The following is a 16,343-nucleotide window of genomic DNA, read 5'->3' as shown; positions in this document are numbered from 1 at the left end:
AAGTATAATATCACATACTTTTTGGAATGTCAATTATTGTTTTACTGCTACAGAAGAAGGATCCACTTTGATGCCAGGAGCCATTGTTGAAGTGACCGCTACGTTCTTCATGAACGCGCCCTTAGCTGCAGCCGGCTTTGCTTTCAGCATTGTGTCAAAAATGGTGTTGAAGTTTTCAATCAACTTCTCGTTCTCGAATGATACTTTACCGATCGGCACATGAACGTTACCGGCTTTATCAACGCGATATTCTACTTTACCCGCTTTGATTTCTTCAACAGCTTTCGCTACGTCAAATGTAACGGTGCCAGTTTTAGGGTTTGGCATTAAGCCTTTAGGTCCAAGCACACGGCCAAGCTTACCTACTTCGCCCATCATGTCCGGTGTCGCTACGATGACATCAAACTCAAACCAGCCTTGCTGGATTTTGTTGATATAATCGCTGTCTCCAACATAGTCTGCACCTGCTGCTTCCGCTTCTTTTGCTTTTTCGCCTTTAGCGAATACTAAAACAGTTTGTGTTTTACCAGTTCCGTTTGGAAGCACTACCGCTCCGCGGATTTGCTGATCCGCTTTCTTAGGGTCTACACCCAGACGGAACGCCACTTCTACTGTTGCGTCAAATTTTGTGAAGCTGGTTTTCTTCACTAATTCAATCGCTTCTTCAATTGGGTACGCTGTTGAACGGTCAACAAGCTTTGCTGCTTCTTGAAACTTCTTTCCTTTTTTTGCCATTATTAAAAATCCTCCTTATGTGGTTTTAGCGGAATAACCTCCCACGAATAAAGGTTGCGAGTGAATTATATTAACTACATCCACATCGCAACCCTTGAACAACAACTTCAACTAGACCAATAATTAGTCTTCGATCACAATCCCCATGCTGCGGGCAGTACCTTCAACCATACGCATAGCTGCTTCAACATCAGCTGCGTTTAGATCTGGCATTTTCATTTCAGCGATTTCGCGAACTTTATCACGTTTCACTGTCGCCACTTTATTGCGGTTAGGTTCTCCAGAACCAGACTGAATGCCGGCCGCTTTCTTAAGCAGTACAGCCGCTGGCGGAGTCTTTGTGATGAATGTAAATGAACGGTCTTCAAATACCGAAATTTCAACTGGAATAATCAAACCAGCTTGGTCCGCAGTGCGAGCGTTAAACTCCTTACAGAATCCCATGATGTTAACGCCGGCTTGACCAAGTGCAGGTCCTACTGGTGGAGCCGGATTCGCTTTCCCTGCAGGGATTTGCAATTTCACAACTTTAATAACTTTTTTAGCCACGAGACACACCTCCTTAAGTCCGTGATGTGGTATCTGGGGTTGTCCCCTCCCACTCAAATCATAATCTTTATTCTGCAAATAAAGATGATCAATTAAAATTAGTCTCTGTCGTTGAGACGTACTGACTTAAAAATATTATCATTATTCGACTAACATTTCAAGTTGTTTTCAATTATATTTTATCTACTTGATGAAAATCAAGCTCAACCGGCGTTTCGCGGCCAAACATATTTACCAAGACTTTCAGCTTTGCTTTGTCATAGTCGATCTCTTCCACAGTTCCTTCGAAATTAGCAAATGGTCCTTCGTTGACAACTACCGTTTCCTTCACATCGAAATCCACATCTTTCCGTTTATCATCCATTCCCATTTGCTTGAGGATATTCTTTACTTCCTCCGGCAGAAGCGGGGTCGGTTTCGAACCGTGGCCTGATGAACCGACAAACCCTGTAACTCCCGGTGTATTGCGGACTACATACCAAGAGTCATCCGTCATGACGATCTCCACCAATACGTACCCAGGAAACACCTTGCGCTTCACAACTTTCTTTTTGCCGTTTTTTACATCCGTTTCTTCCTCTTCGGGCACGATCACCCGAAATATTTTATCTTGCATACCCATGGATTCAACGCGCTTTTCAAGGTTCGCTTTTACTTTATTCTCATATCCTGAATATGTGTGTACAACATACCAATTCTTCTCCATAGAAAGGGACTTTAGTGTCCTTCCCTCCTTTATTGTTTAAAAGCAAATTAAAAAACCCGTGGAAGCGGGCTTTTTTATTTTCTCTATATTTTTTTATTATACCATATTAAAAACCGGTATATTCAAGCTTAAATTACGAAACGGCGAATTACTTCGAGGTAATCCAATTCAAAACGGCTGTAATGCCTTGGTCAACAATTAAAAAGAAAACGGAAAGAAACACGACGGTCGTCACAACAGTGACTGTGTATCTTGTCAGTTCCTTTTTCTTCGGCCAGCTCACCTTTCGTATCTCTGTGCCTACGTTGCGGAAAAATTGTGTTAAACTTGACATCTCAGACCCTCCAAAAGATCAATTGCACACCTGCTTGTTACTTTGTTTGTTTGTGAACTGTATGCCTGTTGCAGGTGCTGCAGAACTTTTTTATTTCCAGGCGTTCATGTCCAGCGGCTTTTCCCTTTGTGGAATAGTTTCTTGATCCGCACTCCGAGCAAGCTAGTATTAATTTGTTTGTCATCGTGAGACCACCTTATCTATCTTAGTTCTTAAAAATATCATTGCAAATCAAACGAGTCAAGCGTCGTCTTACATTTTAATTTCTCTGAATTCAAGATAACGCTCAAGCTTTCTTTTCACCCTTTGCAAGGCGTTGTCAATCGACTTCACATGGCGGTTGAGTTCTTCGGAAATCTCCTGGTAAGATTGTCCGTCTAAATAGAGCGCTAAAACCTTTCTTTCCAGATCACTTAATAATTCGTTCATCTTGTCTTCAATGCTATTAAACTGCTCCCGGTTAATGATCAATTCTTCCGGGTTCATCACTTTTGCGCCGGTTATAACGTCCATCAGCGTGCGATCCGACTCCTCGTCATAAATTGGTTTATCCAACGACACATAAGAGTTCAGCGGAATATGCTTCTGGCGCGTGGCGGTCTTAATAGCGGTGATAATCTGTCTCGTAATACATAGTTCAGCAAACGCTTTAAAGGACGTCAGCTTGTCCTCTTTGTAGTCCCGAACAGCTTTATACAGACCAATCATTCCTTCTTGAACGATATCCTCTCTGTCAGCTCCTATCAAAAAGTAAGAGCGAGCCTTAGCCCGAACAAAGTTCTTGTACTTATGAATCAAGTAATCCAGCGCATCGCTGCTGCCGTTGTGGACCTGTTCTATGAGTTGTTCATCACTAAGCGATTCCAGCGGCACACGATCTGAACGGTTCAAGCACACACACATCCCCTCCGCCTGCAAATGCATAGACTAGAAATATTATACAGCACCGTTTTTTTGAACGTCAACTACTCATTTCTTGCCGCGACGCCACTTCTCAAAAATTTCCGCCACTTCATCTGTAAGCGGAATTTTGGCATTCGGCTTTTTTTCTTCAATCTTTTCCAGCTTTTTTTTAATATGCCTTCCCATTGCATTGACTTCGGAAAGCAGCTCTCTCGCAGACACCCGCAGAGCTCCCTGGCCGAAAGTCACCCTCTGCTCCGTGTAATCGGAAGTCGCGACGGTAATTTGGTTATGAATGTGATTAAGCTCAATAGCCAGCTTTTCAATCCGCTCATCCGCCGTCTCATTCTTCCGGGTGAAAATCACTTCCACCTGCGCCTGCCGGTATTTCCTCTCAGTCCCCTTTACATAATAGGCATCAAATACAACGATGACTCTGGAACCGGTAAATCCTTGATATTCAGCCATCCGCTCGATCAGCCGGTCGCGGGCTGCAGCAAGATCTGTCTCCTTTAGTTCACGGAGCTCCGGCCAGGCTCCGATGATGTTATAACCATCGACAAGCAGGATATTCATCATCTATTCTCCTAATGGATGACGTTTACGGTACACCTCATACATCAGTAGTCCGGCTGCAACGGATGCGTTTAAAGATGTCACGCGCCCCGCCATTGGAAGTCTAATGAGAAAATCACATTTTTCTTTGATCAGGCGGCTGATGCCCCTGCCTTCACTGCCTATGACAAGCGCCAAAGGCATCTCCCCGTCGAGCTGACGGTAATCTTCTCTCCCCTTAGCATCTGTACCTGCAATCCATACTCCCCGCTCTTTCAGCTCTTCCATCGTTCTCGCCAGATTAGTGACGCGGGCAACAGGAATATATTCAATCGCTCCTGTGGATGCTTTAGCGACCGCTGCCGTTAAACCGACAGCGCGCCGCTTCGGAATAATGATCCCGTGAGCGCCAGCCGCATCAGCTGTTCTCATGATAGAACCGAGATTATGAGGATCCTCTATTTCATCAAGCAGAAGAAAAAACGGCGCTTCTCCGCTTTTCTCTGCCTTGGCAAACAGTTCGTCCAATTCTGCATAGCGATAGGCAGCAACGGAAGCGACCACCCCTTGATGATTCTCTTCTGTCATTTGATCCACTTTTTGCTTAGGAACAAACTGCACCAGCACATTCTGCTCTTTCGCCATTTTCATAATCTGCTGCATCGGCCCTTTTTGTGCGCCTTCAGCTATCCATATTTTATTGATTTCCCGATCAGAACGAAGCGCCTCCAGAACCGGATTTCTTCCGGCAATAAACTCCTTCGACATGTTTATCTTCCTCCTTTCTTTTCAATATTCTGCTTTAGACTGTATTCTATTAATTCTACCATGCGCTTATCCTGCCCTGTCAGGAACAAGAAACCGAGAAGCGCCTCAAAGGCTGTGCTGTAGCGGTACGTCTGCACATCTGTGTTCTTCGGCACGCTTCCCGACTTCGCATTGCGTCCTCTTCTGACAACAGCTAACTCCTCTTCATTCAGCATATCCTGATCCAGCAGTATAAATAAAAATTTTGCCTGCGCTTTGGCCGACACATAATGAGTCGCCTCTTTATGCAATAAGTGCGGCTTGACCCTGCCCAATGCTAAGAGATAACGACGGACGTACACTTCATAAATAGCATCGCCCATATAGGCAAGGGCCAGGCTGTTCATTTGCTTTGCCTCTTTCAACGGTTCAAACTCAAGCATGCTTCATCCTCTTTTCCAACGGATGCCCTGAGGCGTATCTTCCAGAATAATATTCATTTCCTTTAGCTTATCACGTATTTCATCGGCCAGCTGAAAATTGCGCTCCTGTCTCGCTTTTGTCCGCTGCTCAATTAATGCTTCAATCTCTTCATCCAGCCATTCTTCCTCTTCAAGCTTCAACCCAAGCACAAAGAACAAATCTTCAAAGCGGTTCATAAACGCATCGATCACCTGCTCGGAAGTATGCGGCTCCATTAAGTAATAATTCGCCTGCTTCGCCAAATCAAACAAAACCGAAATCGCATTGGCGGTGTTAAAGTCATCATCCATTTCTTTTATAAATTGCTGTTGGACTGCTGCCGCTTTAGCCAGCCAAGCTTCGTCACTGTCTGTTAAATTGCTGCTAGCTTGTTTGCGGTGCTTTAAGTTTTCATAGGTGGTTGTCAGCCGTTCAAGCGCTGCCTTGGCATTCTCCAGCAGCTCCTCACTGTAATGAATCGGATGGCGGTAATGCACCGATAACATGAAAAAGCGGAGTACTTGCGGATCAATATGCTGAATAATATCATGCACCAGAACAAAATTCCCCAGCGACTTCGACATTTTTTCATTATTTATATTAATATAGCCATTATGCATCCAGTAGCGGGCAAAAGGCTTATCAGTTAAGGCTTCCGATTGGGCGATTTCATTTTCATGATGAGGGAATGCCAAGTCTTGGCCTCCTGCGTGAATATCAATCGTCTCACCCAAATATTTCTTAGCCATGGCTGAGCATTCAATATGCCACCCCGGCCGGCCCTTTCCCCATGGACTGTCCCAGGATATTTCCCCTTCCTTAGCGGCCTTCCACAACACAAAGTCGAGAGCATCTTCCTTCTTTTCCCCAACGTCAATTCGGGCGCCAACCTTTAACTCATCAATGGACTGGTGAGACAGCTTCCCATAGCCGTCAAATTGTCTTGTCCGGTAATATACATCCCCCTCTGATTCATAAGCATATCCTTTGTCGATCAGCGCGCTGATAAAGTCAATGATCGATTCGATGTTTTCCGTTACCCGCGGATGAACATCCGCTTTTTGGCAGCCCAGCGCTTCAATATCTGCAAAATAAGCCTTAATAAAGCGCTCAGCAATCACCGGTACTTCCTCACCGAGCTCCCTTGCTGTTTTAATCAATTTATCATCGACATCGGTAAAGTTCGAAACAAATTCTACTTCAAAGCCTCTGTATTGAAAATAGCGGCGCACTGTATCAAATACGATGGCCGGGCGGGCGTTGCCGATATGAATGTAGTTATAAACAGTCGGCCCGCAAACGTACATCTTCACTTTTCCTTCTTCTAAAGGAACAAACTCCTCTTTCTCACGCGTGAGCGTATTATAAAGGCGTATCGTCATTTTTGATAGACTCCTTTCCTAACCTCTTCAAGCTCTTGTTTAAGATGATTTATTTCCTTCTCCATCTCTATGATCCGATCCGCTACAGGGTCCGGCAAATCTCTGTGATTCAAATCCTTTTTTATTTTCTTGCCGTCGCGAACGACGATTTTCCCAGGGATGCCGACAACGGTTGAATTAGGAGGAACATCCTTCAGTACTACGGAACCTGCGCCGATTTTCGAATTCTCTCCGACTGTAATGGAGCCAAGCACCTTCGCCCCGGTCGCTATGAGTGCGTTATCCTTCACTGTTGGGTGCCGCTTGCCTTTTTCTTTGCCGGTGCCTCCAAGGGTGACGCCTTGATACAAAGTGACATTATTGCCAATCTCACATGTTTCACCAATCACCACACCCATGCCATGGTCAATGAATAGCCGGCGGCCAATCTTCGCTCCGGGATGAATTTCAATCCCAGTGAAGAAACGGCTGATTTGTGAGATCAAGCGGGCGAGGAAATAAAACTTTCTCTTATAAAAGCCATGAGCTAAACGATGACTCCATATCGCATGTAATCCAGAGTACGTTAAAATCACTTCCATATAGCTTCGGGCAGCCGGATCCTGCTCAAATATCGTATCAATATCTTCTTTAAGCATTTTAAGCACTGCAATTCCTCCCCTCTTCCTATTGGTGATTTCAAGCAAAACAAAAACGCCTCTGATCTGACAGAGACGTTTCATTCACGCGGTTCCACTCTGTTTGAGGAATGAAGATAAAGCTGAGCCATTCCTCCAACTTTCAACTGATAACGGGAGTTCCCGCCGCTGCTTACTCGTTCCCTTTCAGCAGCAGACTCCAAGGGGCACTTCAATGATTGAATAACTTGGAACGCTCGCAGCCGGTGACGATCCTCTCTGAGAAGCTTCAATCATTTACTTTTCCTTTTCAACGCTTGGTTATTCAGTTCAAGGCCAACACTCTTCTAAACATAATATATTACATTTATAGATAAATGTTAACCGATAATCTTTGCCACTCTTGCTTGCACTGTCTCTTGGCCGAGCAATTCGATTGCTTTCGGCAGATCCGGGCCGTGAGTTTGGCCTGTAACCGCCGCACGGATCGGCATAAACAGCTTCTTGCCTTTATGGCCTGTTTCTTTTTGAACAGCCTTTATCGCTTTTTTTATTTCGTCGGCTTCAAATGTTTCCAGTTCTTTAACCTTTGCAAGGAAGGCAGCCATCACTTCAGGAACTTGCTCTTCCTGAAGCACCTCTTTTGCTTCAGCCTCATACGCAATATCCTCCTTAAAGAACAGCTCTGATAGCTCGACAATTTCCGCTCCATAGCTCATTTTTTCTTGATAAAGAGCAATTAAATGACGAACCCATTCTTGCTGCTCGCCAGAAAGATTTTCAGTGATTCGGCCCGCTTTGATTAAATGTGGTAGCGCAAGATCAACCACTCGGTCCAGATCCGCTTGTTTCATATACTGATTATTCATCCACACGAGCTTTTGCTGATCAAATAAAGCCGGGGATTTAGACAAACGCTCAGCATCAAAGATTTCGATAAATTCTTCTTTCGAGAAAATTTCCTCTTCTCCCTTAGGAGACCAGCCAAGCAGGGCAATAAAGTTAAACAGCGCTTCAGGCAAGTAGCCAAGATCCTTGTATTGCTCAATAAATTGAATGATCGACTCATCACGCTTACTTAATTTTTTGCGGCTTTCGTTGACGATCAGCGTCATATGACCGAAGATTGGCGGTTCCCAGCCGAGCGCTTTATATATCAATAATTGCTTTGGAGTATTGGAAATATGGTCGTCTCCGCGCAATACGTGGGTCATTTCCATTAAATAGTCATCTACCGCGACAGCAAAATTATACGTTGGTGTGCCGTCTCTTTTGACAATGACAAAATCATTTATATCATCGGAGTCAAAAGACACTTCCCCTTTTACCATATCGGTAAAGGCCAGCACTTCTCCCTTAGGCACTTTAATACGAATGCTTGGCTGCCGTCCTTCCGCTTCAAGTTTGGCTTGCTCTTCTGCCGTTAAATGACGGCATTTTCCAGAATATCCGGGCATATCTTTTCCCGCTGCCTGCTGAGCTTCCCGTTCTGCTTCAAGCTCCTCTGAAGTACAATAGCACTTATAAGCTTTGCCTTCTTCCAGCAGCTGCTCATAATACTTTTTATAAATATGATTCCGCTCTGATTGACGATAGGGACCATACTCTCCGCCTACATCTACACCTTCGTCCCAATCCATCCCAAGCCAGCGCAAATAGGTCAGCTGACTTTGCTCGCCGCCTTCAATGTTTCGTTTTTGATCGGTATCCTCGATTCGAATAATAAATTTTCCGCCTTGACTGCGGGCAAATAAATAATTAAACAGCGCTGTCCGCGCATTTCCAATATGTAGGTGGCCTGTTGGGCTTGGCGCATAACGCACACGAATGTCATTAGCCATTCCATTTTCCTCCTCAGTTTATCCCTAAATGCTTATATTAAATGCAGTGATCTTATCATTCTACCACCGTTGTCCTGCAGAAGAAAGGTGATTAGCCTTTACTCTTTACTAAAAGTACCGTGGCTTGCGCGGCGATTCCTTCTTCCCGTCCGGCAAAGCCAAGCTTTTCAGTGGTGGTCGCTTTGACATTCACTTGGGAGCTGTCTGCCTCCAGCAGCTGCGCAATTCTTGTTCTCATGCTCTCAATATGGGGAGCCATTTTGGGTTTCTGGGCAATAATGGTACAGTCTATATTTCCTAAAGCATAGCCGCGATCTTTCACAAGCTGCCACACACGCTCAAGCAAAACAGCGGAATCCGCTCCTTTAAACGCCGGATCCGTATCTGGAAAATGCTTGCCGATATCCCCTTCTCCAATCGCTCCAAGACATGCATCCGCTACTGTATGCAATAGCACGTCGGCATCGGAATGTCCCAGCAATCCTTTTTCATAGGGTATCTCAATGCCCCCAATAATTAATGGGCGGCCTTCTGCTAACTGGTGCACATCAAAGCCTTGTCCAATACGAAACATGTTCTTTCTCCTTTAAGCTTTATAGTGTCTTTCTTTTTTGAATGATCGCCTCAGCAACAAAAAGATCCTCAGGCGTTGTCAGTTTAATATTATCATAATCTCCTTCTACAATTTGCACAGGAAGATGGATTCTTTCCGCAAGCGAGGCATCATCCGTGCCTAAAAAACCGTCTCGTTCTGCTTGCTCATGCGCGTTCAGCAAAGCAGATACGCGAAAAGCTTGTGGCGTTTGCACGGACCACAAGCTAGCGCGTTCTACTGTCTCCGCTACTTTTCCATTCTCTACACGCTTAATCGTATCCTTCACCGGAACAGCGACTACCGCTGCTCCTGCTGCCTCGGCTTGTACAACAAGCTCTTGAATGATGTCCGCTGTAATAAACGGCCGGGCTCCATCATGCACGAGTACAATCCCGTCTTTGCCAATTTGCTTCAGCCCGTTATATACGCTATGCTGGCGTTCTTTTCCTCCATCGGCCAGACCGCGAACTTTAGCTATTTGATATTGGCGGATTAAATCGGTGAAAAGCTGTCTTTCTTCCGGCTGTACAGCTAATATTATTCCTTCGCAGTTCGGATCCTTCTCAAACACTTGCAATGTGTGGATAATCACCGGAAGGCCCCGCAAAGACAAAAGCAATTTATTCTTGCCCGCTTTCATCCGCTTGCCTTGTCCCGCCGCGGGAATCACCACTTGATATTCCATTCAACCATACCCCTTTAAAGCGCTTTTTCAGCTAATTTCGGCTTGGCAAAAATCATTCGGCCTGCTGACGTTTGCAGCACACTCGTCACAATCACATCGATTTGCTTGCCAATATAATCTCGCCCTTCTTCCACGACGATCATGGTACCGTCATCTAAATAGCCAATGCCTTGCTTTTGCTCTTTCCCGTCTTTGATCACCAGTATTTGCATTTCCTCACCAGGAATCACCAGCGGCTTAACAGCATTGGCTAAATCATTAATATTCAGCACCTGCACGTTTTGCAGCTCACAAACTTTGTTTAAATTAAAATCGTTGGTTACGACAATTCCCTGCATTTCTTTAGCAAGCTTGACCAGCTTGCTGTCAACTTCATGAATATCTTCAAAATCTCGCTCAGTGATTTCTACATCGACTGAAATTTTCTTTTGAATGCGGTTTAAAATATCCAACCCCCGGCGTCCTTTGGTCCGTTTAAGTGTATCGGAGGAATCAGCAATATGCTGAAGCTCTTCCAAAACAAAATGCGGAATAATCAAGCAGCCCTCCAAAAACCCAGTTTGGCAAATATCCGCAATTCTTCCGTCGATGATGACACTCGTGTCTAAAATTTTATAATAGTTCTTTGACTGCCTAGGTGTTTCTGCCGCTTCGGCTTCTTTTTTCTTTGCGCCTTTATTTAAAGAAAAGAGACCTTTTATTTCATCCCGCTTTTTTAACCCGACTTGGAAGCCTAGATAACCGAGTAACAGTGTTAAAAAGATGGGGGCCACCGTACTGGCAATGGGATTTTCAATCGAATTTAGTGTATTCCCTGCCAAAAAAGCGACAATCAACCCTAAGATTAAGCCTAAACTTCCAGAAAGAATGTCCGTCAATGGAGCGGTAACGATCCGATCTTCCAGCCATTTTACAAAACCCACAATATAATCAACTGCCCAAAAGGTCAGCATATAGAAAATAATCGCTCCTAGTATCGCTGCAACATACGGGTTATTTATTAAGTGCACTTGATCTAAGCTAATTAATTTTAATAAGTCCGGAATAAGAATAACACCTAATGTGCCGCCTAATATAATAAATCCCGCCTGCACGAGACGCTTTAACATTCCCTCTTCACCTCCTCGTATTTATTATAAACACTTTTTTCCATTCGCAACCGTGTTTTTTCAATAAACCGCTCTAAAGCCTCAAGAGCGGTAATCTATTATACCCTATTTCGAAAGGTAATCACTTACCAAAAACCGCCTTCAACGCTTCATTTACCGTAGACACGCCTACCACCTTAACATTATTCGGTATTTTCCATCCCCCTAAATTATTAGCGGGAATAATGATGCGTGTAAAACCTAGCTTAGCTGCTTCAGAGACTCTTTGCTCAATTCTTGATACTCTTCTGACCTCTCCTGTCAATCCCACTTCTCCGATTATGCAGTCGCTCGGATTGGTCGGCTCATCTCGAAAGCTGGAAGCAATGCTGACTGTCACAGCCAGATCAATCGCCGGCTCATCGAGCTTAACCCCTCCAGCAACCTTCAAGTATGCATCTTGATTTTGCAGCAGCAGTCCAACCCGCTTTTCAAGCACTGCCATTAAAAGCGTGACGCGGTTATGGTCAATGCCCGTTGCCATCCGCCGCGGATTACCGAAAACAGTAGGAGAAATAAGGGCTTGAATTTCTACAAGCACGGGTCTCGTGCCTTCCATAGAAGCGACAACCGTTGAACCGGATGCCCCTTGCGAACGCTCTTCCAAGAATATTTCCGATGGGTTGGCTACTTCCTCCAATCCCATTTCCTTCATTTCAAAAATGCCCATTTCATTAGTGGAGCCAAATCGGTTTTTCACAGCACGCAATATCCGATAGGTGTGGTGACGCTCTCCTTCAAAATATAACACAGTGTCCACCATATGTTCCAATAATCGAGGTCCGGCAATAGCACCTTCTTTCGTCACATGCCCGACAATAAAGATCGCTATCCCATTCATTTTAGCGATTCGCATCAGCTCTGCTGTACATTCTCTCACTTGAGATACGCTTCCGGGTGCGGATGTCACTTCAGGGTGATAGACGGTTTGGATGGAGTCGATAATGACAAAAGCCGGTTTCATCTCTTGAATGGCTGCATGAATTAGCTGCAAGTTTGTTTCAGAATAAATAAATAGCTGGTCATTCTTAACAGCTAACCGGTCCGCCCGCAGTTTTGTCTGCTTGATTGATTCTTCCCCCGATATATACAGGACTTTATTTCTCTTGGCGCTTAGCTGCGAAGAAACCTGCAATAGCAAGGTGGACTTGCCAATTCCCGGATCACCACCTATCAATATTAATGAACCGGGCACTACACCGCCGCCAAGCACGCGGTTAAACTCCTTTATCTCCGTGGTCACTCTCGGCTCCTGCACGGTTTCTACGGCAGACAGCTTGGCGGGCTTTGCAGCGACTGTTGATTCCGAATGCATAAATGTCCGCTTTGGCGTTCCTGTTACCGCCACTTCCTCCACCATTTGATTCCATTGATTGCAGCCAGGGCATCTTCCCATCCACTTGGGTGATTCATATCCGCATGACTGACAAATAAATTTTGTCTTTTTCTTTACCATACATGCACCTCTATCTTTTTTGTCCTCAATACAGAAATATAAGAGAAAAGGGTGCAGCCGCAATCAGCATCTGCACCCTTCCTCCATTATTCAGGCAGTCGATGGCTCTTTCGTTTTCACAACAAATTCGTTGTTTTCTACATCCACAATGACATGCTGACCCTTTAATACTTCCCCTTTTAACAATTCTTCGGACAAACGGTCCTCCACTTGTTTCTGAAGCGCCCGGCGCAATGGGCGTGCTCCATATTCAGGATCATATCCTTCCTCTGCGATTTTCTCTTTCGCAGCCTCTGTCAGCTCAACATGAATCTCCTGCTCTTTCAAACGGTTCGTTAATTGCTCCGCCATGAGCGTAACAATTTCTTTCAGATGCTTCTTCTCTAAAGAATGGAAGACAATCATCTCATCAATGCGGTTAAGAAACTCAGGACGAAAGGCGCGCTTCAATTCTTCAAACACTTTCTCCTTCATGTCTTTAAAGTCCTGTTCCCCATCTTGAACACTGAACCCGACATACTTATTGCGCTTTAGTGACTGCGCTCCAACATTGGATGTCATGATTAAGACGGTGTTGCGGAAATCAACGGTACGTCCCTTAGAATCTGTTAAACGGCCGTCTTCTAGCACTTGCAAGAGTATATTGAATACATCCGGATGGGCTTTTTCAATTTCATCCAGCAAAATCACTGAGTACGGCTTGCGGCGAACTTTCTCTGTCAGCTGTCCGCCTTCATCATATCCGACATAGCCTGGAGGGGATCCTACAAGCCGGGAAGTCGAATGCTTCTCCATATATTCGGACATGTCGACTCGGATCATCGCATCCTCGTCGCCAAACATTGCTTCTGCTAAAGCTTTGGCCAGCTCCGTTTTTCCGACGCCTGTTGGCCCTAAGAAGATGAAGGAACCGATCGGGCGTTTGGGATCTTTCAGTCCGGCTCTGGCACGGCGGACCGCTTTTGACACAGCCTTGACGGCCTCCTCTTGGCCAATCAGGCGGGAATGGAGAATTTCTTCTAAATTCAGCAGTCTTTCCGTTTCTGTTTGCGCGAGCTTGGATACAGGAATTCCCGTCCAGCTGGAGACGACAATAGCAATATCCTCCACTGTGACCTCGCTGTTCTCTTTTCCTTGCTTTTCTTTCCATTCATTTTTCGTTCTTTCCAATTCTTCCCGCAGCTTTTGCTCGGAATCGCGCAGAGAAGCTGCCTTTTCAAACTCCTGGCTTTGGACTGCGGCGTCTTTCTCGTTGCGAATGCCTTCTAATTTGATTTCCATCTCTTTGAGATTAGGAGGCGTTGTAAATGAGCGCAAGCGTACTTTAGAACCTGCTTCGTCAATCAAGTCAATCGCTTTATCCGGCAAAAACCGATCAGAGATGTAGCGGTCTGACATTTTCACCGCTGCCTCAATAGCTTCATCTGTAATCGAGACACGGTGATGAGCTTCATAGCGGTCTCTTAACCCTTTTAAAATCTGAATGGATTCTTCCAGAGACGGTTCATCCACTTGGATTGGCTGGAAGCGGCGTTCAAGGGCTGCATCTTTTTCAATGTATTTGCGGTATTCATCCAGAGTAGTCGCCCCGATGCATTGCAATTCGCCGCGGGCAAGCGACGGCTTTAAAATATTGGAGGCATCAATGGCTCCTTCCGCTCCGCCTGCTCCAATCAACGTATGCAGCTCATCGATAAATAGAATAATGTTTCCGGCCTGACGAATTTCATCCATTACTTTCTTTAAGCGATCCTCAAATTCACCGCGATACTTCGTTCCAGCTACCACTGTTCCCATATCCAATGTCATGACTCGCTTATTTCGAAGAGTCTCCGGTACTTCATTATTGATAATTTGCTGAGCAAGCCCCTCAGCAATGGCTGTTTTGCCTACTCCCGGTTCACCGATTAATACCGGATTGTTTTTCGTTCTTCTGCTGAGCACTTCGATCACACGCTGAATCTCTTTGCTGCGGCCGATGACCGGATCCAGACTGCCTTCTCGCGCAACAGCTGTTAAATCGCGTGCCAGGCTGTCAAGGGTCGGTGTATTCACATTAGAGGCCGTTCCGCCTTGATGGCCATTTGATTCATTGCTTCCCAGCAGTTGCAGAACTTGCTGGCGAGCTTTGTTTAAGCTGACACCTAAATTGCTGAGCACGCGAGCAGCTACTCCCTCTCCTTCCCGTATTAAGCCCAGCAGTATATGTTCCGTGCCGACGTAGGAATGGCCAAGCTTCCTAGCTTCATCCATTGAAAGCTCTGTCACTTTTTTAGCACGGGGGGTGTAGTGAATCGTTTGTGCAGCCCCCTCCCCTTTGCCGATTAAATTCTCTACTTCCTGCTGAATTTTTTCAGAGCTGAGTCCGAGTCCGTACAAGGCTTTGGCAGCAATGCCTTCCCCTTCTCGCACTAAACCTAGCAATATATGTTCCGTGCCAATATTGCTGTGCCCCAGACGAATAGCTTCTTCCTGCGCAAGCGCCAATACCTTCTGAGCTCTTTCGGTAAAACGACCAAACATCATATACATCCATCTCCTTTATATCAACGATTTTCTTCCATCTGCAATCGCTCGCGAATCAGTGCCGCCCGCCGGACATCCCGTTCCTCAGGATAAAGCGGCCCGCCGGCATATTGCTGCAAAAATCCCGGCTGAGTTAAAATCATTAATTCATTTAGAATACTTCTGGAGATATTGTGAATATACCCAATATCAATTCCAAGTCTTACATCGGACAAGCATTGCGCCGCTTCTTTCGTTTCAATAATGCGGCTGTTGGTTAAAACACCATAAGAGCGGAAAACTTTATCCTCCAACCGAATGCCGGAGTTATGAACTAAAGTCTCTCTTGCCAGCTGTTCTTGGGAAATGATTTGATGAACAACACTCAATAAATCTTCGACAATATCGGCTTCGGACTTTCCAAGCGTCAGCTGGTTGGAAATTTGAAATATATTACCTAAAGCTTCGCTGCCTTCCCCATAAATTCCTCTAACAACTAATCCTAACTGGCTGATAGCCGGAATAATTCGATTGAGCTGCTGCGTTAATACGAGGCCCGGAAGATGCATCATCACGGATGCTCTTAACCCTGTTCCTACGTTGGTCGGACAGCTGGTTAAATAACCTTTCTGCTCATCAAACGCATACTGCACCTTTTGCTCAATAGCATCATCAATCTCATCCGCCTTTGCTAACGCTTCTTTCAGCTGCAAACCTGGAAACAAACATTGAATCCGGATATGGTCTTCTTCATTGATCATCACGCTAATATCTTCTCGTTCCGTGAGAAGAACAGCGCCATGCTCGGATGCGTTCGCTAGATAAGGACTGATTAAATGCTTTTCAACTAGCACTCTCTTTTGCAAAGGAGATAAGTTCTCCATCATTAGAAGCTCTAACGAATCATCCGATTGCACGGCCTCTGCTACATCCTTTGTCAGCGCTGCAGCTTCTTCCGCTTTCAGCAAAGATGGAAACTTATATTCTGATAAGTTTCTTGCAAGACGCACTCTGGAAGTTAGCACAATATCTGAATGCGGCCCTTCACTGCTCATCCAAGAACTTACGGCTTGGTTCATAAATCTTTCTAAAGACATCAGGACTCTCCTCCTTCATTAAGCAG

At 45.2% G+C, this 16,343-nt stretch carries 19 protein-coding genes and 1 other annotated feature (1 of these 20 cut by a window edge); all 19 genes read right to left on the bottom strand.

Features of this window, described 5'->3' with window-relative positions; all coding sequences use genetic code 11:
* Positions 1-33: 33 nt before the first annotated feature.
* On the bottom strand, positions 34-735 hold the full coding sequence (rplA, locus tag CEF20_RS15810) for a 50S ribosomal protein L1 (RefSeq protein ID WP_100332779.1): 702 nt from the start codon (positions 733-735) through the stop codon (positions 34-36).
* A 123-nt stretch (positions 736-858) separates the two neighbouring features.
* Positions 859-1,284, bottom strand: a complete 426-nt coding sequence (gene rplK, locus CEF20_RS15805; protein ID WP_157796317.1) for a 50S ribosomal protein L11 — start codon at positions 1,282-1,284, stop codon at positions 859-861.
* Positions 1,285-1,456: 172 nt separating this feature from the next.
* Positions 1,457-1,990 (bottom strand): transcription termination/antitermination protein NusG, encoded by a 534-nt coding sequence (nusG, locus tag CEF20_RS15800; RefSeq protein ID WP_100332778.1) that lies wholly within the window; start codon positions 1,988-1,990, stop codon positions 1,457-1,459.
* Positions 1,991-2,138: 148 nt separating this feature from the next.
* Positions 2,139-2,324: a preprotein translocase subunit SecE gene (gene secE / locus CEF20_RS15795; RefSeq protein ID WP_100332777.1), complete on the bottom strand. Its 186-nt coding sequence runs from the start codon at positions 2,322-2,324 to the stop codon at positions 2,139-2,141.
* A 37-nt stretch (positions 2,325-2,361) separates the two neighbouring features.
* Complete coding sequence (gene rpmG, locus CEF20_RS15790; protein ID WP_100332776.1) at positions 2,362-2,508, bottom strand: 50S ribosomal protein L33; 147 nt, start codon at positions 2,506-2,508, stop codon at positions 2,362-2,364.
* 68 nt (positions 2,509-2,576) lie between these two features.
* On the bottom strand, positions 2,577-3,227 hold the full coding sequence (gene sigH / locus CEF20_RS15785) for an RNA polymerase sporulation sigma factor SigH (RefSeq protein ID WP_100332775.1): 651 nt from the start codon (positions 3,225-3,227) through the stop codon (positions 2,577-2,579).
* 66 nt (positions 3,228-3,293) lie between these two features.
* Positions 3,294-3,803: an NYN domain-containing protein gene (locus CEF20_RS15780; RefSeq protein WP_100332774.1), complete on the bottom strand. Its 510-nt coding sequence runs from the start codon at positions 3,801-3,803 to the stop codon at positions 3,294-3,296.
* A gap of 3 nt (positions 3,804-3,806) precedes the next feature.
* Positions 3,807-4,550 (bottom strand): 23S rRNA (guanosine(2251)-2'-O)-methyltransferase RlmB, encoded by a 744-nt coding sequence (gene rlmB, locus CEF20_RS15775; RefSeq protein ID WP_100332773.1) that lies wholly within the window; start codon positions 4,548-4,550, stop codon positions 3,807-3,809.
* Positions 4,551-4,552: 2 nt separating this feature from the next.
* Positions 4,553-4,972, bottom strand: coding sequence for a Mini-ribonuclease 3 (locus CEF20_RS15770; RefSeq protein WP_100332772.1), 420 nt, complete (start codon positions 4,970-4,972; stop codon positions 4,553-4,555).
* 3 nt (positions 4,973-4,975) lie between these two features.
* Positions 4,976-6,373: a cysteine--tRNA ligase gene (cysS, locus tag CEF20_RS15765; protein ID WP_100332771.1), complete on the bottom strand. Its 1,398-nt coding sequence runs from the start codon at positions 6,371-6,373 to the stop codon at positions 4,976-4,978.
* Positions 6,370-7,011, bottom strand: coding sequence for a serine O-acetyltransferase (gene cysE, locus CEF20_RS15760; RefSeq protein WP_198508559.1), 642 nt, complete (start codon positions 7,009-7,011; stop codon positions 6,370-6,372). The genes cysS and cysE overlap by 4 nt, the downstream gene beginning before the upstream one ends.
* Positions 7,012-7,079: 68 nt before the next feature.
* Positions 7,080-7,313, bottom strand: a binding site (T-box leader).
* 57 nt (positions 7,314-7,370) lie between these two features.
* Positions 7,371-8,831, bottom strand: coding sequence for a glutamate--tRNA ligase (gene gltX / locus CEF20_RS15750; RefSeq protein ID WP_100332768.1), 1,461 nt, complete (start codon positions 8,829-8,831; stop codon positions 7,371-7,373).
* A 91-nt stretch (positions 8,832-8,922) separates the two neighbouring features.
* Positions 8,923-9,405, bottom strand: coding sequence for a 2-C-methyl-D-erythritol 2,4-cyclodiphosphate synthase (gene ispF, locus CEF20_RS15745; RefSeq protein WP_100332767.1), 483 nt, complete (start codon positions 9,403-9,405; stop codon positions 8,923-8,925).
* A gap of 19 nt (positions 9,406-9,424) precedes the next feature.
* Positions 9,425-10,111 (bottom strand): 2-C-methyl-D-erythritol 4-phosphate cytidylyltransferase, encoded by a 687-nt coding sequence (gene ispD, locus CEF20_RS15740; RefSeq protein WP_100332766.1) that lies wholly within the window; start codon positions 10,109-10,111, stop codon positions 9,425-9,427.
* Positions 10,112-10,125: 14 nt separating this feature from the next.
* The gene (locus tag CEF20_RS15735) at positions 10,126-11,220 is read right to left on the bottom strand and encodes a PIN/TRAM domain-containing protein (protein WP_100332765.1); all 1,095 of its coding nucleotides are present in this window, start codon (positions 11,218-11,220) and stop codon (positions 10,126-10,128) included.
* Positions 11,221-11,341: 121 nt separating this feature from the next.
* Complete coding sequence (gene radA, locus CEF20_RS15730) at positions 11,342-12,715, bottom strand: DNA repair protein RadA (RefSeq protein WP_100332764.1); 1,374 nt, start codon at positions 12,713-12,715, stop codon at positions 11,342-11,344.
* A 90-nt stretch (positions 12,716-12,805) separates the two neighbouring features.
* Entirely contained in the window at positions 12,806-15,241 is a 2,436-nt protein-coding gene (clpC, locus tag CEF20_RS15725; protein WP_100332763.1) for an ATP-dependent protease ATP-binding subunit ClpC, read from the bottom strand.
* 20 nt (positions 15,242-15,261) lie between these two features.
* On the bottom strand, positions 15,262-16,317 hold the full coding sequence (locus tag CEF20_RS15720) for a protein-arginine kinase McsB (protein ID WP_100332762.1): 1,056 nt from the start codon (positions 16,315-16,317) through the stop codon (positions 15,262-15,264).
* Positions 16,317-16,343, bottom strand: partial view of a protein-arginine kinase activator protein McsA gene (locus tag CEF20_RS15715; protein WP_100332761.1) — the 3' portion only. 516 nt of this gene lie beyond the right edge of the window; only the last 27 of its 543 coding nucleotides appear in the window; its start codon lies beyond the right edge, outside the window; its stop codon occupies positions 16,317-16,319. Before CEF20_RS15715 ends, CEF20_RS15720 begins: the two co-directional genes overlap by 1 nt.

This window comes from Bacillus xiapuensis (genome assembly GCF_002797355.1).
GTDB lineage: Bacteria > Bacillota > Bacilli > Bacillales > Domibacillaceae > Bacillus_CE > Bacillus_CE xiapuensis.
This window is presented reverse-complemented; position numbering and strand designations above follow the sequence as displayed.